The 21,723-nt window shown below is 70.3% G+C and carries 20 protein-coding genes; 9 read left to right on the top strand and 11 right to left on the bottom strand.

Translation table 11 applies throughout. The features are described from left to right. Positions 1–61: 61 nt before the first annotated feature. Positions 62–595 (bottom strand): preprotein translocase subunit SecG, encoded by a 534-nt coding sequence (secG, locus tag C5708_RS01195; RefSeq protein WP_242916968.1) that lies wholly within the window; start codon positions 593–595, stop codon positions 62–64. A 116-nt stretch (positions 596–711) separates the two neighbouring features. Here secG and C5708_RS01190 point away from each other — a divergent pair, with 116 nt between their 5' ends. Next, positions 712–1,230, top strand: a complete 519-nt coding sequence (locus C5708_RS01190; protein ID WP_242916966.1) for a GNAT family N-acetyltransferase — start codon at positions 712–714, stop codon at positions 1,228–1,230. A gap of 22 nt (positions 1,231–1,252) precedes the next feature. Here C5708_RS01190 and tpiA read toward each other — a convergent pair whose 3' ends face one another. Further along, positions 1,253–2,002, bottom strand: a complete 750-nt coding sequence (gene tpiA, locus C5708_RS01185; protein WP_242916964.1) for a triose-phosphate isomerase — start codon at positions 2,000–2,002, stop codon at positions 1,253–1,255. Between the two features lie 155 nt (positions 2,003–2,157). Here tpiA and C5708_RS01180 point away from each other — a divergent pair, with 155 nt between their 5' ends. Both C5708_RS01180 and trpE read left to right on the top strand, forming a co-directional pair. Beyond that, positions 2,158–4,095, top strand: coding sequence for a peptidyl-prolyl cis-trans isomerase (locus C5708_RS01180; protein ID WP_242916962.1), 1,938 nt, complete (start codon positions 2,158–2,160; stop codon positions 4,093–4,095). Beyond that, a complete protein-coding gene (gene trpE / locus C5708_RS01175) occupies positions 4,092–5,618 on the top strand; it encodes an anthranilate synthase component I (RefSeq protein WP_242916960.1) in 1,527 nt (508 codons plus the stop codon). The genes C5708_RS01180 and trpE overlap by 4 nt, the downstream gene beginning before the upstream one ends. On the opposite strand, the gene C5708_RS01170 is transcribed toward trpE, so the two are convergent. Then, positions 5,619–5,819: a hypothetical protein gene (locus tag C5708_RS01170; RefSeq protein ID WP_242916958.1), complete on the bottom strand. Its 201-nt coding sequence runs from the start codon at positions 5,817–5,819 to the stop codon at positions 5,619–5,621. A 141-nt stretch (positions 5,820–5,960) separates the two neighbouring features. Between C5708_RS01170 and C5708_RS01165 the strand changes: the two genes are divergently transcribed. The 4 genes from C5708_RS01165 to lexA all read left to right on the top strand — a co-directional run bounded on the left by C5708_RS01165 (position 5,961) and on the right by lexA (position 9,146). Further along, complete coding sequence (locus C5708_RS01165; protein ID WP_242916956.1) at positions 5,961–6,554, top strand: aminodeoxychorismate/anthranilate synthase component II; 594 nt, start codon at positions 5,961–5,963, stop codon at positions 6,552–6,554. Between the two features lie 6 nt (positions 6,555–6,560). Next, positions 6,561–7,577 carry an anthranilate phosphoribosyltransferase gene (gene trpD, locus C5708_RS01160; RefSeq protein WP_242916954.1) on the top strand — a complete coding sequence of 339 codons (1,017 nt, stop codon included), beginning with the start codon at positions 6,561–6,563 and terminating at the stop codon, positions 7,575–7,577. Next, positions 7,574–8,368, top strand: coding sequence for an indole-3-glycerol phosphate synthase TrpC (gene trpC / locus C5708_RS01155; RefSeq protein ID WP_242916952.1), 795 nt, complete (start codon positions 7,574–7,576; stop codon positions 8,366–8,368). The genes trpD and trpC overlap by 4 nt, the downstream gene beginning before the upstream one ends. 76 nt (positions 8,369–8,444) lie before the next feature. Continuing rightward, positions 8,445–9,146, top strand: coding sequence for a transcriptional repressor LexA (gene lexA, locus C5708_RS01150; RefSeq protein ID WP_242916950.1), 702 nt, complete (start codon positions 8,445–8,447; stop codon positions 9,144–9,146). On the opposite strand, the gene C5708_RS01145 is transcribed toward lexA, so the two are convergent. Next, positions 9,127–11,214, bottom strand: coding sequence for a ComEC/Rec2 family competence protein (locus tag C5708_RS01145; protein ID WP_242916948.1), 2,088 nt, complete (start codon positions 11,212–11,214; stop codon positions 9,127–9,129). The two genes, lexA and C5708_RS01145, sit on opposite strands and share 20 nt — an antisense overlap. A 99-nt stretch (positions 11,215–11,313) precedes the next feature. Here C5708_RS01145 and gltX point away from each other — a divergent pair, with 99 nt between their 5' ends. Both gltX and gltA read left to right on the top strand, forming a co-directional pair. Continuing rightward, positions 11,314–12,738, top strand: coding sequence for a glutamate--tRNA ligase (gene gltX, locus C5708_RS01140; RefSeq protein ID WP_242916946.1), 1,425 nt, complete (start codon positions 11,314–11,316; stop codon positions 12,736–12,738). A gap of 69 nt (positions 12,739–12,807) precedes the next feature. Next, the gene (gltA, locus tag C5708_RS01135) at positions 12,808–14,091 is read left to right on the top strand and encodes a citrate synthase (RefSeq protein WP_242916944.1); all 1,284 of its coding nucleotides are present in this window, start codon (positions 12,808–12,810) and stop codon (positions 14,089–14,091) included. A gap of 61 nt (positions 14,092–14,152) precedes the next feature. Here the strand turns inward: gltA and lpxB are convergent, their stop codons facing one another. From lpxB to bamA, 7 genes are read right to left on the bottom strand one after another with little or no spacing between them, the layout of a single operon-like run. Beyond that, a complete protein-coding gene (lpxB, locus tag C5708_RS01130; protein WP_242916938.1) occupies positions 14,153–15,343 on the bottom strand; it encodes a lipid-A-disaccharide synthase in 1,191 nt (396 codons plus the stop codon). Beyond that, positions 15,340–16,179, bottom strand: a complete 840-nt coding sequence (gene lpxI, locus C5708_RS01125) for a UDP-2,3-diacylglucosamine diphosphatase LpxI (RefSeq protein ID WP_242916936.1) — start codon at positions 16,177–16,179, stop codon at positions 15,340–15,342. The genes lpxB and lpxI overlap by 4 nt, the downstream gene beginning before the upstream one ends. A 4-nt stretch (positions 16,180–16,183) precedes the next feature. Beyond that, entirely contained in the window at positions 16,184–16,978 is a 795-nt protein-coding gene (gene lpxA / locus C5708_RS01120) for an acyl-ACP--UDP-N-acetylglucosamine O-acyltransferase (RefSeq protein WP_242916934.1), read from the bottom strand. After that, complete coding sequence (gene fabZ / locus C5708_RS01115; RefSeq protein ID WP_242918028.1) at positions 16,975–17,403, bottom strand: 3-hydroxyacyl-ACP dehydratase FabZ; 429 nt, start codon at positions 17,401–17,403, stop codon at positions 16,975–16,977. Before fabZ ends, lpxA begins: the two co-directional genes overlap by 4 nt. Positions 17,404–17,443: 40 nt before the next feature. Then, entirely contained in the window at positions 17,444–18,478 is a 1,035-nt protein-coding gene (gene lpxD, locus C5708_RS01110; RefSeq protein WP_242916932.1) for a UDP-3-O-(3-hydroxymyristoyl)glucosamine N-acyltransferase, read from the bottom strand. A 53-nt stretch (positions 18,479–18,531) separates the two neighbouring features. Beyond that, the gene (locus tag C5708_RS01105; RefSeq protein WP_242916930.1) at positions 18,532–19,197 is read right to left on the bottom strand and encodes an OmpH family outer membrane protein; all 666 of its coding nucleotides are present in this window, start codon (positions 19,195–19,197) and stop codon (positions 18,532–18,534) included. 4 nt (positions 19,198–19,201) lie between these two features. After that, positions 19,202–21,703 carry an outer membrane protein assembly factor BamA gene (gene bamA / locus C5708_RS01100; RefSeq protein ID WP_242916928.1) on the bottom strand — a complete coding sequence of 834 codons (2,502 nt, stop codon included), beginning with the start codon at positions 21,701–21,703 and terminating at the stop codon, positions 19,202–19,204. Positions 21,704–21,723: the final 20 nt, after the last annotated feature.

The raw sequence follows: 21,723 nt of genomic DNA, 5'->3' as shown, positions 1-21,723 counted from the left end.
GCCGATTCGGTTCGAGCGCCCGGAAACTCGACAAGACGGGACGACACGGCTGGGGACAATCTCACTGACCGCCGTTCGTTTTGTCGACGTTGGGCCGGGGCAGCTCCTGGGGCCGCGGCTTGGCGTCGATGGTCACGTTCGACAGCGGCGAAGCCGCCTTGGCCGGGGCCTGGGCCGGAGCGGCGGCCGGGCGCGCGGGCGCCAGCTGCGGCGTCGGGGCCTGCAGCGGCTGGGCGCCGCCGACCGGCGGTTGTTGCTGCTGCTGTTGCTGCTGCTGCGCGGCGCGCTGGGCGTTCTGTTGCTGCTGCTTTTGCAGGGCGTTCAGGTCGATGCCCTGCACCTTGAGCTGGTCGGTGACCGACGAGCCCTGCTTGGCGTGACCGGAAAGGATGGTCAGCAGCAGGCTGAGGCCGAAGAAGGCCGCCGCCAGGATCTGCGTGGTCTTGGTCAGCAGATCGCCGGTGCCGCGCGCGGTCATGAAGCTGTTGCCGCCCCCCATGCCGAGAGCGCCGCCTTCCGAGCGCTGGAGCAGGATCACCCCGATCAGGGCGATGCAAACGATGATGTGGATCGCGAGCAGGATGCCGAGCAGCATGGTTCTTCTTGGCTTGATGAGGCGCGGGGCCGAAAGCCTGCCGCAAAACAAGCGGCCCCTCTACCATCAAGCCGCGCGTCGCGCCATAGCTAGACGCCGACCGTCGGACGCCCATCGTGATTCTGGAAACCAGACGCCTTACGCTGCGCCCCCTGGAGGCGGCCGACGCCCGCGACATCTATGCGTTGATGAGCGACCGGGACGTCATGGCCTATTGGGACGTGGCCGAGGTGACGGACCCCGCCCTGGTCCAGGCCCTGACCGACGCCCAGGTCGCCCGCGCCCGCAAGGGCGAGGCGTTCTACTGGTCGATGCGCCGGCGCGAGGACGGCGCCTTCGTGGGCTGCTGCGATCTGAGCGAACTCGACCGCTGGCACCATCGCGCCGAGATCGGCTTCATGATCGGCCGGACCTGGTGGGGCGACGGCTACGCCCACGAGGCGGTCCAGGCCGTCGTCGCCCACGCGGCCCAAGCGTTGCGGCTGCAACGCCTGAGCGCGCGGGTCCATGCAGGCAATATCCGCTCGGTCCGCCTTCTTGAGCGGATCGGCTTTCGCCAGGAAGGCCTGCTGCGCGGCTACGTCCAGCGCGACGGCGAGCGGCGCGACTGCATGTTGTTCGGCCTGCTGCTCTAGGCCGCCCCTGCGACGCGGCCGGTCAGGCCGCGACGATGATCGGCAGGAAATCGGCCGCCTTCAGCGACGCGCCGCCCACCAGGGCGCCGCCGACCTCGCGGGCGCTGAGGATCTCGGCGGCGTTGGTCGGCTTGACCGAGCCGCCGTAGAGGATCGGCGAGGCCGCGCCGGTGGCGCCGAACATCTCGACCAGGACGGCGCGCACGGCGACGTGCACCTCTTCGATCTGCTCGATCGACGGGGTCAGGCCCGAGCCGATCGCCCAGACCGGCTCGTAGGCGATGGCGAAGTCCCTTCCGGCCAGGGCCGCCGGCGCCGATCCGCGCACCTGGGCGGTGACCACCTCCAGGGCCCGGCCCGCCTGCCGCTCGGCCAGGGTCTCGCCGACGCAGATGATCGGCTCCAGCCCGGCCCGCAGCGCGCCCTCGACCTTGGCCGCCACGACGGCGTCCGTCTCGCCGTAGCCGGCGCGGCGCTCGGAGTGGCCGAGAATGACCAGGCGCGCTCCGGCCTCGGCCAGCATCTCGGCCGCGACGTCGCCGGTGAAGGCGCCGGCGGCCTCGGCGCGGCAGTCCTGGCCGCCTACCAGCACGGCCGAGCCGGCCACGGCCTCGGCGAGGCGGTCGATCAGGGTGGCGGGCGGGCAGACCGCCACGCGCGCGCCGGCCGGCCGCTCCTCCAGCGCCGCGGCCACCGCCCGCGCTTCGTCCAGCGCGGCGGCCAGGCCGTTCATCTTCCAATTGCCGGCGATCAGCGGGCGCGGCGTGCTCATCAAGATTACCCCTCGGAGTCTTCGACTTTTTGTCCGCCCTAAGACAACCCCGCGCCGAAGTCCACGCCCGCCGCCTTGCCGGAGCGCCTCCGGCTCTACTATACCCGCCGCTAAGAGCCGCGCCTTCCGCGGCCGCTCAAGGGGTTCTCCGTCGAATGCTCGCCGCAGTCCGCAACTTCGCGAAGTCCTGGGTGGCCACCGCCCTGATCGGCCTTCTGATCGTCAGCTTCGCCATCTTCGGCGTGCACGACGTCTTCAAGGGCAAGATCAGCGACGCCGTGGTCAGCGCCGGCACGCGCCAGGTGTCCTCCGCGGATTTCAAGCGGATGTTCGACAACGCCAAGAAGCAGGCCGAGCAGCGGTCGGGCCAGCCGATCAGCTATGACGACGCCGTCGCGCACGGCCTCGACCAGCAGCTGCTGACCGAAGTCGCCGCCAACGAGGCCTACATGGCGGTGCTGGCCAAGGACGGCCTGCGCCCCTCGGCCCAGTTGATCGTCGACCAGATCCGCAAGAACCCGCAGTTCTTCGACCCGATCAGCGGCAAGTTCGACCAGAAGGCCTATCAGTCGATCCTGGCCGAGAACGGCCTGACCCCGGCCAAGGCCGAGTCCATCTTCCGCGACGAGATCGCCGACGCCCAGTACAGCGCCGGCGCCGTGGCCGGCTTCCGCGCGCCGCGCATCTACACCGCGCTCTACGCCGCCCTGGGGCTGGAGAACCGCAACCTGACCTATTTCGTGGTCGACCCGGCCAAGGTCGCCAAGCCCGGCGCCCCCACCGACGCCCAGCTGACCGCCTTCATGAAGGAAAACGCCGCCCAGCTGACCAAGCCCGAGTTGCGCGGCCTGACCATCGTGCGCTTCAGCACCAAGGCGCTGACGCCGTCGATGACCGCCGATCCCAAGGACCTGGAAAAGCTCTACAACTTCCGCAAGGACTCGCTGTCGACGCCTGAGAAGCGGTCGATGACCGTGCTGCTGGCGCCGGACGCCAAGGCCGCCGCCGCCGCCGCCGCCCGCCTGGGCAAGGGCGAGGACCCGGCCGCCGTCGCCCGCGCCCTGGGCAAGCCTCCGGTGCAGTTGGCCGACACCCCCAAGGCCGCCGTGCCCGACCGCAAGGTCGCCGACGCCGCCTTCGCCCTGGCCGAGGGCCAGGTCAGCCAGCCGATCCAGGGCGAACTGGGCTGGGCCGTCGTCAAGCTCGGCAAGATCACCCCCGGCAAGGCCAAGACCTTCGAGGAGGCCAAGCCCGAGCTGGAGGCCCAGCTCAAGAAGGACGCGGCGCAACAGAAGATCTACGACGTCGTCCAGAAGTACGAGGACGCCCGTTCGGCCGGCGCCAACCTGTCGGAAGCGGCCGCCAAGGTCGGGGCCTCGGCCCTCAGCCTCGCCCCGGTCAGCCAGAGCGGCGCGGACGGTACGGGCAAGCCCGTGCCGGGCCTGAGCGAAAAGATGCTCAAGGCCGCCTTCGCCTTGCCGGAGGGCGGCGAAAGCGACGTCGAGGACGAGGGCGGCGGCGAATACTACGCCGTCCGCGTCGAGAAGATCCTGCCCCCCGCCCTGCCCGGCCTCGACGAGGTGCGCGCGCCCCTGACCCGCTACTTCCTGATGCGCGAGACGGCCAAGCTGATGGAGGCCAAGGCCAACGAGCTGGCCGCCCGCGTCCGCAAGGGCGAGAGCGTCGAGGCGGTCGCCGCCGCCTTCGGCGCGCCGGTCAGCCACGCCATCGGCGTCGACCGCGTCAACGCCCGCCAGAACCAGGCGCTCAGCCCCGACCTGCTCAACAAGCTGTTCGGCGCCAAGGCCGGCGACGTCCTGATCGGCCAGGCCAATCCGTTCGGCTTCGCCGTCGGCAAGGTCGACGCCATCCAGCCCGGGCCGACGGCCCAGGCCGCCCGCATCGCCGAGGCCCAGCGCCCGCAGGTGACCATGCAGCTGCTTCAGGAGATGGGCGAGCGCGCCCGCCTCGCCGCCGGCCAGCTGGTCAAGGTGCGCACCGACCAGAACAAGGCCCGCTCGGCCCTGGGCGTCGCCCCGATCGACACCAAGAAGGCCAAGGACCAGCCCAAGACGCCGGAGCGCGCGGGGTGAGCTTCGAACCGGCTTTCGGCGATTTCCGCGGCGTCTACGATTCCGGCCAGCCGCAACTGGTCTGGACCCGGCTGGTCGACGATCTCGAGACCCCGGTCTCGGCCTATCTGAAGATCGGCCACGGTCGCCCCTACGCGTTCCTGTTCGAGTCCGTCGAGGGCGGCGCCTGGCGCGGCCGCTATTCGATCGTGGCCATGAAGCCCGATCTGGTCTGGCGCTGCCACGGCGACCAGGCCGAGATCGCCGAGGGCGCCGACATCGAGCGCGGGGTCTTCCATCGCCAGCCGGGCGGGGCCCTGGACAGCCTGCGCGACGTGGTCGCCCGCTCGCGCATCAACCTGCCCGAGGGCCTGCCGCCGATGTCGGCCGGGGTTTTCGGCGCGATCGGCTACGACATGGTCCGGCTGGTCGAGCGCCTGCCCGACGTCAATCCCGACCCGCTGGGCCTGCCGGACGGGGTGATGATGCGCCCGTCCGTGGTCGCCGTCTTCGATTCCATCGGCCAGGAGATCATCCTGGTCACCAGCGTGCGCCCCTCGGAACGCACCGCCGAAGCCGCCTACGCCGCCGCCTGCGGCCGGCTGGAGGACACGGTGGCCGACCTGCGCCGCCCGTTGCAGCACGCGCCCATCCGCGCGCCGCTGGATCAGGCGGCCTTCACCTCGCCCCTCGACCGGACGGGCTATGGCGAGATCGTCGAGAAGGCCAAGGCCTATATCGGGGCCGGCGACATCTTCCAGGTGGTGCCCAGCCACCGCTTCCGCGCGCCCTTCGCCCTCGATCCGTTCGCGCTCTACCGCTCGCTGCGCCGGCTCAACCCCTCGCCGTTCCTGTTCTACCTGAACTTCGGCGGCTTCCAGCTGGCCGGCTCCAGTCCCGAGATCATGGTCCGCCTGCGCGACGGCAAGATCACCATCCGCCCGATCGCCGGCACCCGCCCGCGCGGCAAGACCCCGGACGAGGATCTGGCGCTGGAGCGCGAACTGCTGGCCGACCCCAAGGAGCGGGCCGAGCACCTGATGCTGCTGGACCTGGGCCGCAACGACGTCGGCCGGGTCGCGGCCCTGCGCGACGGCGGCAACGCCCCGCCCTCGCCCCGCCATCCCAACGTGCGGGTGACGCAGAGCTTCACCATCGAGCGCTACAGCCACGTCATGCACATCGTCTCCAACGTCGAGGGCGAGGCGCCGGAAGGCGTCGATCCGGTCGACGTGCTGATGGCCGCCCTGCCCGCCGGCACCGTGTCCGGCGCGCCCAAGGTGCGGGCGATGGAGATCATCGACGAGCTGGAGGTCGAAAAGCGCGGCCTGGGCTACGCCGGGGCCGCTGGCTACATCGGCTGCGACGGCGCCGTCGACACCTGCATCCTGCTGCGCACCGCCCTGTTCAAGGACGGAACGATGTACGTCCAGGCCGGCGGCGGCGTGGTGGCCGACAGCGACCCGGACGCCGAGTACGAAGAGACCCTGCACAAGTCGCGGGCCCTGCGGCGCGCGGCCGAGGAGGCCTGGCGCTTCGCCTGACTATTCGGAGACGTTCCGTGCGGCGGCGGCGTGGCTGAGGCTGACCGGCGGGGCCAGGATCGCCGCCACCGCGAAGCCCATGGCGCAGACGGCGAAGAAGCTGGCGGCCAGCACCGCCGGCCAGGCCCTTTCGGGGCGCGAGGACGGCTCCAGCCAGATCCTGGCCTTGGTCATGGCGGCGGAGAACGGATCGTCGGGCATGCGGTCGACTTCGAAAGCGGTCCGCCTTCGAGGCTAAGCCGATTCCGCCGAGATCGCCCCGTTCGCGCCGCCGTCGCCGCGCCGCCCCCTTGGCGGGCCGTCCCGCGCGGCCTAGAAGGCTGGGCGCGAAAGGCCTGACCCATGATCCTGGTGATCGATAACTACGACAGCTTCACCTACAACCTCGTCCACTACCTGAACGAGCTGGGCGCGACGACGCGCGTCGTCCGCAACGACGCCCTGACCGTGCAGGAGGCGCTGGCGCTCAAGCCCGAGGCGGTGCTGCTGTCGCCCGGCCCCAAGGCGCCCGACCAGGCCGGCATCTGCCTGCCGCTGCTGCGGGGCGCGCCGGACGACCTGCCGATCCTCGGCGTCTGCCTCGGCCACCAGGCGATCGGCCAGGCCTATGGCGGCGAGGTCGTGCGCGCCAAGGCCCTGATGCACGGCAAGACCAGCGAGATCCGCCACGACGGCAAGGGCCTGTTCAAGGGCCTGCGCGACGGCTTCGTCGCCACCCGCTACCACAGCCTGTCGGTCGGGCGCGACACCCTGCCGGCCGAGCTGGAGGTCACCGCCTGGACCGACGACGGGGAGATCATGGGCTTCCAGCACCGCACCCGCCCGATCCACGGCGTGCAGTTCCACCCCGAATCCATCGCCACCGAGGGCGGCCACGACCTGTTGGCCAACTTCCTCGACCTCGCCGGGGTCGAGCGCGTCCAGACCGCCGCCTAGGCCGCCATGTCCGACGCCTTCAAGCCCCTGCTGGCCAAGCTCGCCGACGGCCAGACCCTGTCGGAGACAGACGCCGACGAGTTCTTCGCCGCCTGCCTGCGCGGCGAGCCGACGCCGGCCCAGGTGGCCGCCGCCGTGACCGCCATGCGCCTGCGCGGCGAGACGGTGGGCGAGATCGCCGCCTGCGCCCGGGCCATGCGCCGTGAATCCGTGACCCTCGACCATCCCTATCAGGTGATCGACACCTGCGGCACGGGCGGCGACGGCCTGCACACGCTCAACATCTCCACCGCCTCGGCCCTGGTCGCCGCCGCCGGCGGGCTCAAGGTGGCCAAGCACGGCAACCGGGCGCTCTCCTCGCGTTCGGGCTCGTCCGACGTGCTGGCCTCGCTGGGGGTCAAGGTCGAGGCCACGCTCGAGCAGTCGCGCAGGGCGCTGGACGAGATCGGCATCTGCTTCCTGTTCGCGCCCGCCCACCACGGGGCGATGCGCCACGTCCTGCCGATCCGAGCCGACCTCGGCTTCCGCACCATCTTCAACCTGCTGGGACCGCTGTCCAATCCCGCCGGCGCCCAGCGCCAGGTGCTGGGCGTCTACGACACCCGCCTGCTCGAGCCCCTGGCCCGCGTGCTCGGCGCGCTCGGCTCGGAACGGGCCTGGACCGTGCACGGCTCGGGCATGGACGAGATGACCGTCACCGGCGCCACCCAGGTCTGCGAATGGCGCGAGGGCGGCGTCCGCTTCTTCAACATCACCCCCGAGGCGGTGGGCCTGCGGCGCTGGGCCCTGGCCGACCTGCGCGGCGGCGATCCCGACCAGAACGCCCAGGCCCTGAGCGCCCTGCTCGACGGCGCCGACGGAGCCTATCGCGACATCGTGCTGCTCAACGCCGCCGCCGCGTTCCTGGTCGCCGAAAAGGTCGAAACCCTGCACGACGGCGTGGCGCTGGCCGCCGCCGCCATCGACGACGGCCGCGCCAGGGCCGTGCTCAACCGCCTGATCGAGATCACCAACGGCCGATGACCGACATCCTCGCCAAGATCGCCGCCTATAAGCGCGAAGATGTCGTCGCCCGCAAGGCCGCCCGCCCGCAGGCCGAGATCGACGCCGCCGCCAAGGTCGCCTCGGCCCCGCGCGGCTTCCGGCGGGCGCTGCAGGCCGCCCATGCGCCCGGCCGGCTGGCCCTGATCGCCGAGATCAAGAAGGCCAGCCCGTCCAAGGGGCTGATCCGCGCCGACTTCGACCCGCCCGCCCTCGCCCGCGCCTACGCCGCCGGCGGCGCGGCCTGCCTGTCGGTGCTGACCGACGGGCCCAGCTTTCACGGCGCCGACCCCTTCCTGACAGCGGCGCGCGCGGCGGTCGACCTACCCTGCATCCGTAAGGATTTCCTGGTCGATCCCTGGCAAGTGGCCGAATCGCGGGCCCTGGGCGCCGACGCCGTCTTGGTGATTCTGGCCATGGTCGACGATTCCCTGGCCGCCGACCTGATGGCCGAGGCCGCCCGATTCGGCATGGACGCCCTGGTCGAGGTTCATGACGAGGCCCAGATGGACCGCGCCGGCCGGCTCGGCGCCGACCTTGTCGGGGTCAACAATCGCGACCTGAAAACCTTCGTCGTCGACCTCGCCGTCACCGAACGCCTGGCCGCGCGCACGCCCGCCGACGCCTTGCTGGTCACGGAAAGCGGCCTGTTCGCGGCGGCGGACGCCGCGCGCCTCGAACGCGCCGGCGCGACGGCCATGCTGGTCGGCGAAAGCCTGATGCGGCAGGCCGACGTCGAGGCCGCCACAAGGGCGCTCCTGGGCGCGACCTGACTTCACTTGACATTAACGAAGAACGCTTAGAGAACATCCACAGATATTCGTGGTTTGTTCTCAAGGGCGCTCCATCATGCTCACGCGTAAACAGCACGAGCTGCTCATGTTCATTCATGAGCGCATCAAGGAGACCGGCGTCTCGCCGTCGTTCGACGAGATGAAGGAAGCCCTCGACCTGGCGTCGAAGTCGGGCATCCACCGGCTGATCACCGCCCTCGAGGAGCGCGGCTTCATTCGCCGCCTCGCCCATCGGGCCCGGGCGCTGGAGGTCGTCAAACTGCCGCAGCAGGCCACGACCGCCGCCCCGGCCAAGGGACGCCAGGCCTTCAAGCCGCAGGTGGTCGAGGGCGACCGCCCCGCCGCGCCGCCCTTGCCCGCCGTCGCCAACGACGTGCGCGACCTGCCCATCCTCGGCCGCATCGCCGCCGGCACGCCGATCGAGGCGATCCAGCACGAGCGCGACCGCCTGATCGTCCCGGAAACCATGCTGGGGGCCGGCGAGCATTTCGTCCTCGAGGTCCAGGGCGATTCGATGATCAACGCCGGCATTCTCGACGGCGACTACGTGGTGGTGCGCAAGGGCGACACCGCCAATTCCGGCGACATCGTCGTGGCGCTGGTCATGGGCGAGGAAGCCACCTTGAAGCGTCTGCGCCGCAAGGGCGCCTCCATCGCGCTGGAGGCGGCGAACCCGGCCTACGAGACCCGCATCTTCGGCCCCGACCAGGTCGAGGTGCAGGGCAAGATGGTCGGCCTCATCCGCCGTTATCACTAGGTCCGGCGGTCCACGGCCGCCGGCCGCGCAGGTCCTGCGCCCAGACGATGCGCCAGCCCGTTCCCACGCGATAGAGTTCGGCCGAGCCGCCGCGCCGGAAGTCGGCGCCTGTCAGCACCAACGCCTGGCAAGGGGCCCCGCCCGCCGGCGGCTCGGCCCGGATCACCACCACGGCCGCCCCCGAACATAACTGTCGAAAGACCTCCTCGGTCGGAGGCTTCACGCTCCACCAGCCGGCCACGGCGCCGGGCCGCTTGGCCAGGCAGCGGCGACGGTTGCAGTCGAACCGTTCGTCGCGCGCCGCCTCGGGGTTCTCCGGGAAGGCCAGGCCGCGCCGCCGCGCCCACAGCGTCGCCGCGAACAGCTTGACGTCGGGGCGCATCAGCACCGCCGTGCGTCCCTCGCGCATGGCGGCGGCCGAGCCTTCGGCGTTGATCCAGACGTCCGGGGCCGGCGGCCGCGGCCAGAGGTTCACCGCCAGGGCGGCGGGCAGGCCCAGCCATCTCAGGCGCCCCTTCCAAAGGCACATCCACAGCAGGCCCACGAACGCGGTCGGCAAGGCGACGGCCGGGGCGCTGGCGACGGTCATCACCGCGTGCGGCATATGGGCGAACCAGCCCGCCGCCAGGATCATCACCTCGATCCCCTTGCCGGCGACGAACAGGAACGGCTTGCCCAGGCCGAGCGGCGCCAGCGCCGCCCCCACGGCCAGGGCCGGCATGATGACGAAGCTCGACAACGGCTCGGTCAGCAGGTTGGCGGGCAAGCCGTAGAGCGCGGTGCGGTTGAAATCCTGCATGGCGAAAGGCCCGGTCGCCAGTCCGGCGACGAAGCTCGCCGCCAGGCTGATCCCCAGCCAGGCGGCCGCGCTCTGGATCAGCCGGATCGGCCAGGGGGCGTTGATGGCCCGCGAGCGCCGAGGCCAGGCCTCGGCCAGCGCCACCAGGGCCGCCGTGGCGGCGAAGGACATCTGAAACCCCGGCTCGACGATGGCCTCGGGCTGCACCGTCAGGATGCCCAGCGCGGCCAGGGCCAGGGCGTGCAGGCTGATGGCCCGGCGGTCGGCCAGGATCGCGCCGAAGGCGACGACGGCGGTGATGGCCGAGCGTTCCGCCGGCGGCGGCGCGCCGGAGACGACCAGATAGACCAGCACCGCGGCCAGCCCCACCGCGGCCGCCGCCTTCTTGCCCGACACCCGCACCGCCGCCCACGGCCACAGGGCGAAGGCCATCCGCACAAGGACGAACACGAACCCGCCGACGATGGCCATGTGCACGCCGGAGATCGAGATGATGTGGGCGAGGCCGGAATCGCGCAGGTCGCTCTGGGTCTGGTCGGTCAGCCATGCGCCGTGGCCGGTGATCATCGCCACCCCCAGCCCCTGCGACGCCGGGCTCATCTCGTCGGCGATGCGGCGCGACAACAGCCACCGCGCGGCGTTGATCCGCAAGGTCAGGGCCAGCCGCGCCGACGGCTCGGGCAAGGTGATCGCAAGCGGCCGCGACAGCGCGTAGCCGACGCCGCCGACCCCATCGAACCAGGCGTTGCGGGCGAAATCATAGGCGCCGGGGCTGGCGGGCGGCGGCGGCGGCGTCAGCCGGGCGCGGACCCTGACGCCCATGCCCGGCCCGAGGACGGCGTCGGGCGGCATGGTCAGCCTGATCCGCTTGGGCGTCGCCTCGGGCGCGAGACCGGAGATCCGGACCGGGGCGATCACGGCCCTTCCGCCGCCGACGCCGGGCGCGGCGACGTCGATCACCCAGCCCTCGACCGTCACCCCGTTCAGCACCGGCGCGACGGGCGCGGCGACGCGGACCGTCCGGACCTCGGCCGCCAGGAAGCCGCAGGCCAGCAGAGCGACCAGCGTCGTCGCCGCCACCGCCGCCCGGCTCCAGGCCGCGCGCCGGGACATCGCCGCCAGGGCGGACAGCAGCAGCGCCGGCGTCAGCGCCGCCCACAGAGGCGGCTCGGCCGGCAGGGCGAAATAGACGGCCGCGCCGCCGCCGAACGCCAGCGGCGTCCACAGCTTCCAGCGGTCGAGCTGGGCCGCCGCCTCCTTGCGAAACACCCCGCCAGACGCCCAAGGCTAGGAACGCGGCGGCGGCGCGTGTTAAGACGCCCCGCCCGCGATCGCGCGGCCGTTTTTTCACCATCTTCCAGGCTATCGATGTCCGAGCGCCCCACGTCGTCCCCCAAAGGCGTCGTCACCCGTTTCGCCCCTTCCCCCACCGGCTACCTGCATATTGGCGGCGCCCGCACCGCCCTGTTCAACTGGCTTTATGCACGCCATTGTGGAGGAACCTTCCTTATTCGCGTCGAGGATACGGACCGCGAGCGTTCGACCGAGGCCGCGGTGAAGGCGATCTTCGACGGGCTGGACTGGCTGGGCCTGAAATCGGACGCCGAACCGGTGTTCCAGTTCTCGCGCGCCGACCGCCATCGCGAGGCCGTGCAGCAGTTGCTGCAGGCCGGGCGCGCCTACCGCTGCTACATGACCGTCGAGGAGCTTGAGGTCGAACGCGAGAAGGCGCGGGCCGAGGGCCGGGCCATCCGTTCGGTCTGGCGCGACCGCGAGCCGGTCGCCGACAGCAACGAGCCCTATGTCGTCCGCTTCAAGGGCCCGCTGGAAGGCGAGACCGTCGTCGACGACCTGGTCAAGGGGCCGGTGCGGTTCCAGAACCGCGAACTGGACGATCTGGTGCTGCTGCGCTCAGACGGCGCGCCGACCTACAACCTCGCCGTCGTGGTCGACGACCACGACATGGGCGTGACCCACGTCATCCGCGGCGACGACCACCTGAACAACGCCGCCCGCCAGACCCTGATCTATCAGGCGCTGGGCTTCGAAGTCCCCGCCTTCGCCCACATCCCGCTGATCCACGGACCGGACGGGGCCAAGCTGTCCAAGCGCCACGGCGCCCAGGCGGTCGGCGACTTCGCCGACATGGGCTACCTGCCCGAGGCCATGCGCAACTATCTCGCCCGCCTCGGCTGGGGCCACGGCGACGACGAGGTGTTCTCCGACGCCCAGGCGATCGAATGGTTCGACGTCGCCGACGTGGTGCGCGCGCCGGCCCGCCTGGATTGGGACAAGCTCAACTTCATCAACGGCCAATACATCCGCGCGGCCGACGACGCGCGGCTGGCCGGGCTGGTGCTGGGCGATCTGCGCCGCCAGGACCGCCCCGTCCCGACGGACGCCGAGGCGCGGCTGGCCCGCACCATTCCGCTGGTCAAGGAAGGGGCCAAGACCATTCCCGCCCTGGCCGACCTGACCGATTTCGCGCTCAAGGCCCGCCCCGTGCCGCTGTCGGACAAGACCGTCGGCCTGCTCACCGAGGAAACCCGCGCGCGCCTCGGGCGTTTGCGTCAACGGCTGGCCTCGGCGGGCGACTGGAGCCTGCCGGCGCTGGAGGCGCAGCTGCGTGAATTCGCCGAGGCCGAGGGCGTGGGCCTGGGCAAGTTCGGGCCGGCCCTGCGCGGCGTGCTGTCCGGCGGCGCCACGGCGCCCGACCTGGCCAGCGCCCTCGCCGCGCTCGGCCAGGACGAGAGCCTCGGCCGGCTGGACGATGCTCTTTCACAAGCGGCGTAAGGCGTTATAACGCCAACCGAACAACTGTATGGCCGCCTCCCCGCGGCTGAATTGCGAAGGGACTTGGGTATGACCGACAAGGCCACGCTGAATATCGGCGACAAGAGCTACGACCTGCCGATCCTGAAGGGGTCCACGGGTCCGGACGTAGTCGACGTTCGAAAGCTCTACGGCGAGGCCGACGTCTTCACCTATGACCCGGGCTTCACCTCGACCGCCAGCTGCGAAAGCAAGATCACCTATATCGACGGCGACGCCGGCGTGCTGCTGCACCGCGGCTACCCCATCGACCAGTTGGCCGAGAAGTCGAGCTTCCTCGAAGTCTGCTACCTGCTGCTGAACGGCGAGCTGCCGACCGCGCCCGAGTTCGCCGAGTTCGAGCGCAACATCACCTACCACACCATGCTGCACGCGCAGTTCGACCGGTTCTTCTCGGGCTTCCGGTCCGACGCGCACCCGATGGCGATCATGACCGGCGCGGTCGGCGCCCTGTCGGCCTTCTACGCCGACAGCCTCAACGTCGACGATCCCAAGCAACGCGAGATCAGCGCCCACCGCCTGATCGCCAAGATGCCGACCATCGCCGCGCGCGCCTTCCAGTACAGCCAGGGCCGCCCGTTCGTGTCGCCGCGCAACGACCTGTCCTACGCCGAGAACTTCCTGCGCATGAGCTTCAGCGTGCCGGCCGAGGACTGGAAGCCCAATCCCGTCCTGACCCGCGCCATGGACCGCATCTTCATCCTGCACGCCGACCACGAGCAGAACGCCTCGACCTCGACCGTCCGGCTAGCCGGCTCGTCGGGCGCGCACCCGTTCGCCTGCATCGCCGCCGGCATCGCCTGCCTGTGGGGCCCGAGCCATGGCGGGGCGAACCAGGAAGCCCTGGAGATGCTCCAGGTCATCGGCAGCGTCGACAACATCAAGGACTACGTCCAGGGCGTCAAAGACCGCAAATACAAGCTGATGGGCTTCGGCCACCGGGTCTACAAGAACTACGACCCGCGCGCCAAGGTCATGCAAAAGACCTGCCACGAAGTGCTCGATCTGCTCGGCCACGGCAACGATCCGCTGCTCCAGATCGCCATGGAGCTGGAAAAGATCGCGCTCAACGACCCCTACTTCGTCGACCGCAAGCTCTATCCGAACATCGACTTCTATTCGGGCATCACCCTGCGGGCGATGGGCTTCCCCAGCAACATGTTCACCGTGCTGTTCGCCCTGGCCCGCACCGTCGGCTGGATCAGCCAGTGGAAGGAAATGTTCGAAGATCCCCAGCGCAAGATCGGCCGCCCGCGCCAACTCTACACCGGCGCGACGCATCGGGACTATCTCGCCATCGACAAGCGCGGCTAAGCCTCGTCGCGCGACCCGCGAAGACCGACGCCGCCGGAGCGATCCGGCGGCGTCTTTCGTTTCAGGCTTCCAACGTGCGGCCGGCGGCCTGCCGGTCGAGGACGGCGATCACCGCCGCCGCCGCCGCCTCGGCGGGGTCGGGACCGCCCCGCCCCATCTTGTCGAGGGCCGCGAACTGGGCGGCGACCTGCGCCTCGCGCAGGGCCGGATCGTCGAGCCGCCGCGCCAGCTCGGCCGCCAGCTTGGGGCCGGTGCATTCCGACTGCACCAGTTCGGGCGCGACGAAGGCCTGGGCGGCGATGTTGAACAAGGTGATGTAGGGCGTGCGGATCAGGTGCTTGAGCACGGCGTGGGTCAGGTCGCCGATCCGGTAGCCGACCACCATCGGGCAACCGGCCAGGGCCAGCTCGGTGGTGACGGTGCCGCTGCAGGCCAGGGCGAGCGTCGCGGCCTTCATGGCGTCGAGCTTGAGCCCGTCGTCCTCGATCACATGGGCGCGGTGCGGCCAGCCGGCGACGCGGGCGCGCACCGCGTCGACGACGGTGGAGGCCGCCGGAACCACCACCTGCAGCTTCGGCCGATCGGCCTTGAGCAGGTTCACCGCGTCCTCGAACGGCGGCATGACCCGGGCGATCTCGGCCGGACGGCTGCCCGGCAGGACCAGCAGGATCGGATCGTCGGGCCCGGCGCCGATATGGTCGCGCAGGCGGCGCGGATCAGCGGCCGAGAAATCCTTGGCCAGGGCCGAGTTGCCGACGAAGGTGACCGGCAGGCCCTCGCGCTCGAAATAGGGCGCGTCGAAAGCGTTGATCGACAACAGGTGATCGACCGCCCCCGCCAGCGTCTTGGCGCGGCCGGGCCGCGAGGCCCAGACCTGCGGCGCGACGTACTTGACCAGGGGCAGCTTGGGGTTCAGCCGGCGCAGGCGCTTGGCGACCCGCAGCGTGAACCCCCAGGAATCGATGAGGACGGCGACGTCCGGCCGCTCGCGCGCCGCCAGGGCGGCGGTCTCGTCGGCGCGCCGCACGACGCGGCCATAGGCCGCCAGTCCCTCGAACAACCCCAGGACCGACAGCTCGGCGATATCGAAGGGGCTGTCGACGCCCTCCTTGGCCATCAGGGCGCCGCCGACGCCGACGAAACGGACCTTGTCTCCCAGCCGCCGGCGCAGCGCGCGGGCCAGCCCCGCGCCCAGGGCGTCGCCCGACGCCTCGGCGGCGACCAGCATGACGCAGGCCGGCCGCGCCGTCATGCCGACTGCGCCGGCGCGCCGTAGATGAACAGGCCCAGTTCGTCGGCGGTGCGGATCACCGCCTCGCGGTCGAGCACCAGCAACGCCCCCGCCTCCCCGACTATGCCGGCCAGGCCGGCGCGGGCCGCGCCGCGCACCGTCGCCACGCCGATGGTCGGCAGATCGACCCGGCGCTCCTGGATCGGCTTGGGGGCCTTGGCCAGGACCCCCGCCGGGGCTTCCGGCGCGCCGCGCAGGGCGCTCGGCAATTGGGCGCAGCGGACCAGCATGGCGTCGGTGCCTTCCTGCGCCTCCACCGCCAGCACCAGGCCGTGCACGACGACGGCGCCTTGGCCGACGTCCAACTGGCCGATGGCGCGGGCCACCTCGAGCGCCCTGGCGATATCGGCCTGGTCAGCCTCGCGCGGGGCGACCTGGCCGAGCACGCCTTGCGGCAGCGTCAGGTCGTCGACCACCTCGTGCGCGCCCTCGACGGCGAAGCCCTCGCGTTCGAACTCATGGACGATGAAGCGGAGCAGCGCGTCATCGCCCTTGCGCGCGGCGGCGATGGCCCCCGGCAGGGCCGCGAGACCACGCAGGTCCGGCTTGAGCGCGGCGAAATCGGGACGGTCGACGACGCCGGCGAAACAGATGGCCTGGCAGTTCTCGGCCTTCAGCGCCTTGATCGACTTGCCCAGTTCGGCCAGCCCGACCTCGAGCCCGTCGAACTCGTCCATCTCGGGATCGGCGAAACCCTTCAGCCGCAGCACATAGAGCGGCCGTCCGGCGTTGACGCAGTGTTCGGCGACTTCCCTGGGCAGGGCGCCGCCGCCGGCGATGAGACCCAGCTTGCGCATGACGTCAGTCGTCGTTCCGGGGCAGGCACAACGGACGGTTGGCCTCGGCGCGGATGAACCCGACGATCTCCATCACCTCCGCCGACCCGGCGAAGGCGTTGGCGACGTCCTCCAGGCGCTCCTGGAAGGTGCCTTCGTCGGCGAACAGCAACCGATAGGCCGAGCGGAGGTCGTTGATCGCCTCGCGCGTGAAGCCCCGCCGCTTGAGCCCGACCAGGTTCAGGCCCTCCAGGTGGGCGTGGACGCCCCACACCGAGCCGTAGGGGATGATGTCCTTGGTCACCGCGCTGACGCCGCCGATGAACGAGTAGCGGCCGATGCGGGTGAATTGGTGGGCCGCCGCCAGGCCGCCCATGAACACATAGTCGCCGACATGGACGTGCCCGCCCAGGGTGGCGTTGTTGGCGAAGACCACGTGGTCGCCGACCACGCAGTCGTGGGCCACGTGCGAGCCGGTCATGTACAGCCCGTCGGAGCCGACGCGGGTGACGCCGCCGCCGCCGACCGTGCCGGTGTTCATGGTCACGTGTTCGCGGATAATGTTCCGCTGGCCGACGATCAGCTGGGTCGGCTCGCCCTTGTGACCCAGGTGCTGCGGCGCGCCGCCCAGCGAAGCGAAGGGGTGCAGGACGCAGGCCTCGCCGATCTCGGTGCGGCCTTCCAAGGTGACGTGGGAGATCAGGCGCACGCCGTCGGCGAGCACGACCTCGCCGCCGACGATGCAATAGGGCCCGACCTCGACGTCGGCGCCGAGCCGGGCGCCGTCCGCGACGATGGCGGTCGGGTGAATCGTGGTCATGCGCGGTTTTCCACTACCATGGCGGCGAACTCGACTTCGGCGGCGACCTTGTCGCCGACCAGCGCCCGGCCGCGGAACTTGAAAGCCTCGGCCCGCGCGCGCAGCACGTTGACCTCCATGCGCAGCACGTCGCCGGGCCGAACCGGGTGGCGGAAGCGGCAATTGTCCAGCGATATGAACAGGATGGTCTTGCCGTTGACGTCGGCGTCGAGCGACTTGGACATCAGCACCGCGCCGGTCTGGGCCACGGCCTCGACGATCAGCACGCCGGGCATCACCGGATTGCCCGGGAAATGGCCCTGGAAGAACGGCTCGTTCATCGTCACGCACTTGTAGCCGACGATGGACTGATGCGGCCGGTATTCCTCGGCGCGATCGACCAGCAGGAACGGATAACGATGCGGGATCCGCTTGAGGATCTCCATGATGTCGATGGTGGGAAGCGTCTCGGCCTCCCCTTCTTTCTTACTCAATGTCATCCCCCTTGGCCGTCGCCGGCGGCGCGGCCATCCTGTGCAACCAGGCCGTCTCGCGCATCCAGCGACGCACGGGCCTGGCCGGGAAGCCGCCCCAGACCTCGGCGGCCGGAACATTCTTCATGACCCCGGCTCCGGCGGCGATCTGCGCGCCGGCGCCGATGGTGACATGGTCCGCAACGCCGGCCCGTCCGCCGAAGGCGACGCCGTCGCCCACCGTGACCGTGCCGGAAATACCGGTATGGGCCGCCAGCAGGCAGCCGCGCCCTAGCCGGACATTGTGCGCCACCTGGACCAGATTATCGATCTTGGTGTTCTCGCCGATGACCGTGTCGTCCCAGGCGCCGCGATCGATGCAGCTGTTGGCGCCGATGGTGACGCCGTCCTGCACGAGCACCCGCCCCAGTTGCGGCACGTCGATCGGCCCCTTCGGGCCCGCGGCGACGCCGAAGCCCTGCTCGCCGATCGTCGCGCCGCTGAGAACCGTGACGCGGTCGCCGATGAGGGCGAAGCCGATCGAGACGTTGGCGCCGATCCGGCAATCGCGGCCGATGGCCACGCCCGGACCGATCACCGTGTTGGCGCCCAACCGCGACCCACGGCCGATCTTCGCGCCCGGCCCGACCACGACGCCGTGGCCGAGGACGGCGCCGTCCTCGATCTCGGCGGACGGATGGATCGCCGGGTCCTGGACGGCGTGCCCCCTGGCTCGATGCAGACGCTCGGCCGCCGCCGCGTAGGCGGCCTGCGGTTGAGCGGTCAGCAGCACCGCGCAACCTTCCGGCGCCCGGTCGGCCTGCCCCGGCGCGACGAAACAGGCGCCGGCCGACGAGGCGGCCAGGTCGCGCAGATAGCGCCGATCGCCAAGGAAGCTGATCGAGCCTCGGTCAGCCCGGACGAGCGGGGCGACCTGGACGATCTGCAAAGACGCAACGGACGCCGAGACCAGCTCGGCGCCCGTCAGTTCCGCAAGCTCCGCGAGGGAAACCGGACCCAGGCTTTCAAAGAAACGTGGATCCAGCATCAATGTCCTCTCGGCGCAATTTGGCGCGGCCGCATGGCCTCACGCAAATCGACTTACTTCGGCTTGGCGGCGCCGGCGGCCGGTTGCGGCTGCGCCGGTTGCTGGTCAAGCCGCTCGCGGTCGAAGGCGAACTGCGTGATCTTGCCGTTGAGCTGGGCGACGACGGCGTCGGTGATGTCCATCGAGGCGCTGGCGCCGAACAGCGAGTTGCGGTCGATCAGCAGCGCGCAGTTGCGCTGGGCGTACACCGCCTTGACGATCGGGTCCATCTCCTGGCCGACGCGGGCCAGGGCCTTCTGCTCGGTCACTTCCAGCTCGCGCTGGCGGATCTGGGCCTTGCGCTCCAGGCCGTTGGCGCGCTGGCGCAGGGCCAGGCCCTTCTGCTCGTAGGCTTCCTGGCCCAGGGTGGCGCGCTGGCCGTCCAGGGACTTGGCCTCGGTGTCGATCGAGGTCTTCTCGCCGTTCAGTTCGGCGTTCACCTGGCTGGTGATGGTCTGCATGCGCTGGATCACATACTTGCCGACCGTCGAGGTGCCGATGGCGCGCTCGTTCGACAGGATGCAGACGCCCGGGATCGACGGGCCGGCGGCGGCGGCCGGAGCCGGCGCGGCGGCGGCGGGAGCGGCCGCCGGCTTGGCGGCTTGGGCGTTCGCCATGGATGCGAACGAAAGAGCGGCGGCCGCGGCGGCGGCGGACACGCCCAGTTGCTTGAGGGTCATTGGATCAGAACCTGGTTGAAGTGGAGAATCGGAAGGTTTCGGTCTTGTCGTAGTCTTCTTTGGCCAGAACCTGGCTGAGGTCGAATCGAATCGGCCCCATCGGCGACTTCCAGAAGATGCTGACACCGGCCGAGGCCCGCAGTCCAAGATCGTCCTTGATCTTCGGATCCTGGGTGCAGACGCCGGCGGTGGTGCAGGTCTGCTTCTGCGAGCTGTCGATCAGGCCCAAGGTGCCGATGTCCGAGAACAACGCCGCCTTGATGCCGTACTGCTCGGGAAGGAAGGTCGGGAACGCCAGCTCGAACGAGCTGATCGCATAGAACTTGCCGCCCAGCGCGTCGTCATAGGTGGTGTCGCGCGGGCCGATGCCGGCGGTCTTGAAGCCCCGGAACGTGTTGCCGCCCTTGTAGAAGCGGTCGTTGATCCGCACGTCGTCGCCGCCGTAGCCGTCGATGTAGCCGGCCGAACCGATGACGCTGAAGATCAGGCTGGGCGTGAAGCCGTAGTACCAGCCGCCGTCGACCTCGGTGCGCAGGTATTTGACGTCGCCGCCGACGCCGGCGAAGTCCTGCGAGACGTCGGTGTAGAAGCCGCGGGTCGGGTTGATCGGATCGTTCCGGCGGTCCAGCCGCCAGGAATAGCCGACCAGCGAGGTCAGGCGCGAACCGCGCTGGCCGCAAAGGATCGGCGAGATCGTCCCCGCGTCGCAGAGCGAGGCGTTCACCACCACGTCGTCGCTGCGGATGCTGTAGCGCACCGACATCGACGAGTTCTGCGTCAGGGGGAAGCCCATCCGGACGTTGCCGCCGGTCGAGTCCGTCTCGTAGCCGGCGTAGTCGGTGAAGTCGTACTTGTAGGTGTAGAGGTCGACGCCGGCGCTGAGGTTGCGGCCCATGAACCGCGGCTCGGTGAAGCCGAAATCGACCTGTTGACGCAGCGAGCCGACCGAGATCCGCGCCCGCAGGTTCTGGCCGCGCCCCTGGAAGTTCCGTTCGGTGACGCCGAGGTCGACGACCAGCTTGTCGACCGAGCTGTAGCCGGCGCTGAAGGACAGTTCGCCCGTGGGCTGTTCCTGAACCTTGACGCGCAGGTTGGTCTTGTCCGGCGCCGCGCCCGGCGTCTCGTCGATGGTGACGTCCTTGAAGTAGCCCAGGGCGCGGATCTGGTTCTTCGAACGGTCGACCAGCACGCGGTTGTAGGCGTCGCCCTCGGCGATGCGCATCTCGCGACGGATCACCGGGTCGAGGGTGCGGACGTTGCCGACGATGTCGATGCGGTCGACATAGACGCGCGGGCCTTCCTTGACCTCGAAGGCGACGTCGACGGTCTTGGTGTCCTTGTTGGCCGAGTAGCGAGGGCGGATGTCGACGAAGGCGAAGCCCGCCGCGCCGGCCGCGAAGGTCAGGGCGTCGGTGGCCTGCTCGATCTTCTCGTCCTGATAGACCTGGCCTTCCCGGATCGGCAGCAGCTGGCGCAGGATGTTGCCGTCCAGCTTCTTGACGTCGGTTTCGACCTTGAGCGAGCCGAACTTGTATTTCGGCCCCTCGTCGATGGTGTAGGTGACCGCGAAGCCGTTCTTGTCAGGCGCCAGTTCGGCCACCGCCGAAACCACGCGGAAGTCGTAGAAGCCGCGGTTGCGGTAGTACTTCCGCAGCTGCTCCTTGTCGTACTCCAGGCGGTCCGGGTCGTAGTTGTCGTTGGTGGTCAGGAACTTGTACCACTGCGATTCCTTGGTCACGACCACGTTGCGCAGGTCGTTGTCCGAGAATTCCTTGTTGCCAAGGAAGTTGACCCGCAGCACGCCGCTCTTGGGGCCTTCGTTGATCTCGAAGACCAGATCGATGCGCTTCTGCGGCAGCTCGACCACCTTGGGGGTCACGGTCGCCGAAATCCGGCCCGAGCGGCGATAGAGCTCGATGATGCGCTGGACGTCCTGCTGCACCTTGGCGCGGGTGAAGATGCCGCGCGGACGCACGGTCACCTCGTCGCGCAGCTTGTCTTCCTTGAGGTGGCTGTTCCCCTCGAAGATCACCTGGTTGATGATCGGGTTCTCGACGACGCGCACGACCAGATCCGAGCCTTGCAGCCCGATGCGCACGTCGGCGAACAGGTCGGTCTTGAACAGGGTCTTCAGCGCCAGGTCGATCTGCGACGGCCCGACCGTGTCGCCCGCCTGGATCGGCAGGTAGGACAGGATGGTGCCCTGCTCGATCCGCTCGTTGCCCTGCACGACGATGCGCTGAACCACGCCCGACTGGGTCTGGTCGCCGAGGGGCGACGCGGCGGCCGGCGGCGGAGCAGCGGCGGCGGGAGCGGCCGCGCCTGGCGCAGCCGCCGTCGGCGTCGCGGCCGGCGCCGGCGTCGCCGACTTGCGGGCGGCCGCGGCCTTGGCCGGCTGGGCCAGGGCGGGCGTGACCAGTCCGCTCGTTCCCATCAACAGGGCGAGGCTGGAGACGAAAACACGTGTCGGCGTAACGCGGGCGCGGGCGGCGCGGGTTTTGTACATTCGATCAGCCATCGACGGGG

This window comes from Caulobacter sp. CCUG 60055 (genome assembly GCF_022750545.1).
Classification (GTDB): domain Bacteria; phylum Pseudomonadota; class Alphaproteobacteria; order Caulobacterales; family Caulobacteraceae; genus PUIC01.
The sequence above is the reverse complement of the archived record's forward strand: the minus strand, read 5'-3'. Positions and strand labels throughout refer to the sequence as shown.

Excerpts from the sequence above, each read along its gene's own strand:
- secG (WP_242916968.1), bottom strand. The coding sequence starts at position 595 with ATGCTGCTCGGCATCCTGCTCGCGATCCACATCATCGTTTGCATCGCC.
- fabZ (WP_242918028.1), bottom strand. The coding sequence starts at position 17,403 with ATGGAGATCCTCAAGCGGATCCCGCATCGTTATCCGTTCCTGCTGGTC.
- gltA (WP_242916944.1), top strand. The coding sequence starts at position 12,808 with ATGACCGACAAGGCCACGCTGAATATCGGCGACAAGAGCTACGACCTG.
- lpxB (WP_242916938.1), bottom strand. The coding sequence starts at position 15,343 with ATGACGGCGCGGCCGGCCTGCGTCATGCTGGTCGCCGCCGAGGCGTCG.
- C5708_RS01105 (WP_242916930.1), bottom strand. The coding sequence starts at position 19,197 with ATGACCCTCAAGCAACTGGGCGTGTCCGCCGCCGCCGCGGCCGCCGCT.
- C5708_RS01180 (WP_242916962.1), top strand. The coding sequence starts at position 2,158 with ATGCTCGCCGCAGTCCGCAACTTCGCGAAGTCCTGGGTGGCCACCGCC.
- gltX (WP_242916946.1), top strand. The coding sequence starts at position 11,314 with ATGTCCGAGCGCCCCACGTCGTCCCCCAAAGGCGTCGTCACCCGTTTC.
- bamA (WP_242916928.1), bottom strand. The coding sequence starts at position 21,703 with ATGTACAAAACCCGCGCCGCCCGCGCCCGCGTTACGCCGACACGTGTT.
- tpiA (WP_242916964.1), bottom strand. The coding sequence starts at position 2,002 with ATGAGCACGCCGCGCCCGCTGATCGCCGGCAATTGGAAGATGAACGGC.
- trpC (WP_242916952.1), top strand. The coding sequence starts at position 7,574 with ATGACCGACATCCTCGCCAAGATCGCCGCCTATAAGCGCGAAGATGTC.
- C5708_RS01170 (WP_242916958.1), bottom strand. The coding sequence starts at position 5,819 with ATGCCCGACGATCCGTTCTCCGCCGCCATGACCAAGGCCAGGATCTGG.
- lpxA (WP_242916934.1), bottom strand. The coding sequence starts at position 16,978 with ATGACCACGATTCACCCGACCGCCATCGTCGCGGACGGCGCCCGGCTC.
- lpxD (WP_242916932.1), bottom strand. The coding sequence starts at position 18,478 with ATGCTGGATCCACGTTTCTTTGAAAGCCTGGGTCCGGTTTCCCTCGCG.
- trpD (WP_242916954.1), top strand. The coding sequence starts at position 6,561 with ATGTCCGACGCCTTCAAGCCCCTGCTGGCCAAGCTCGCCGACGGCCAG.
- C5708_RS01165 (WP_242916956.1), top strand. The coding sequence starts at position 5,961 with ATGATCCTGGTGATCGATAACTACGACAGCTTCACCTACAACCTCGTC.
- lexA (WP_242916950.1), top strand. The coding sequence starts at position 8,445 with ATGCTCACGCGTAAACAGCACGAGCTGCTCATGTTCATTCATGAGCGC.
- lpxI (WP_242916936.1), bottom strand. The coding sequence starts at position 16,179 with ATGCGCAAGCTGGGTCTCATCGCCGGCGGCGGCGCCCTGCCCAGGGAA.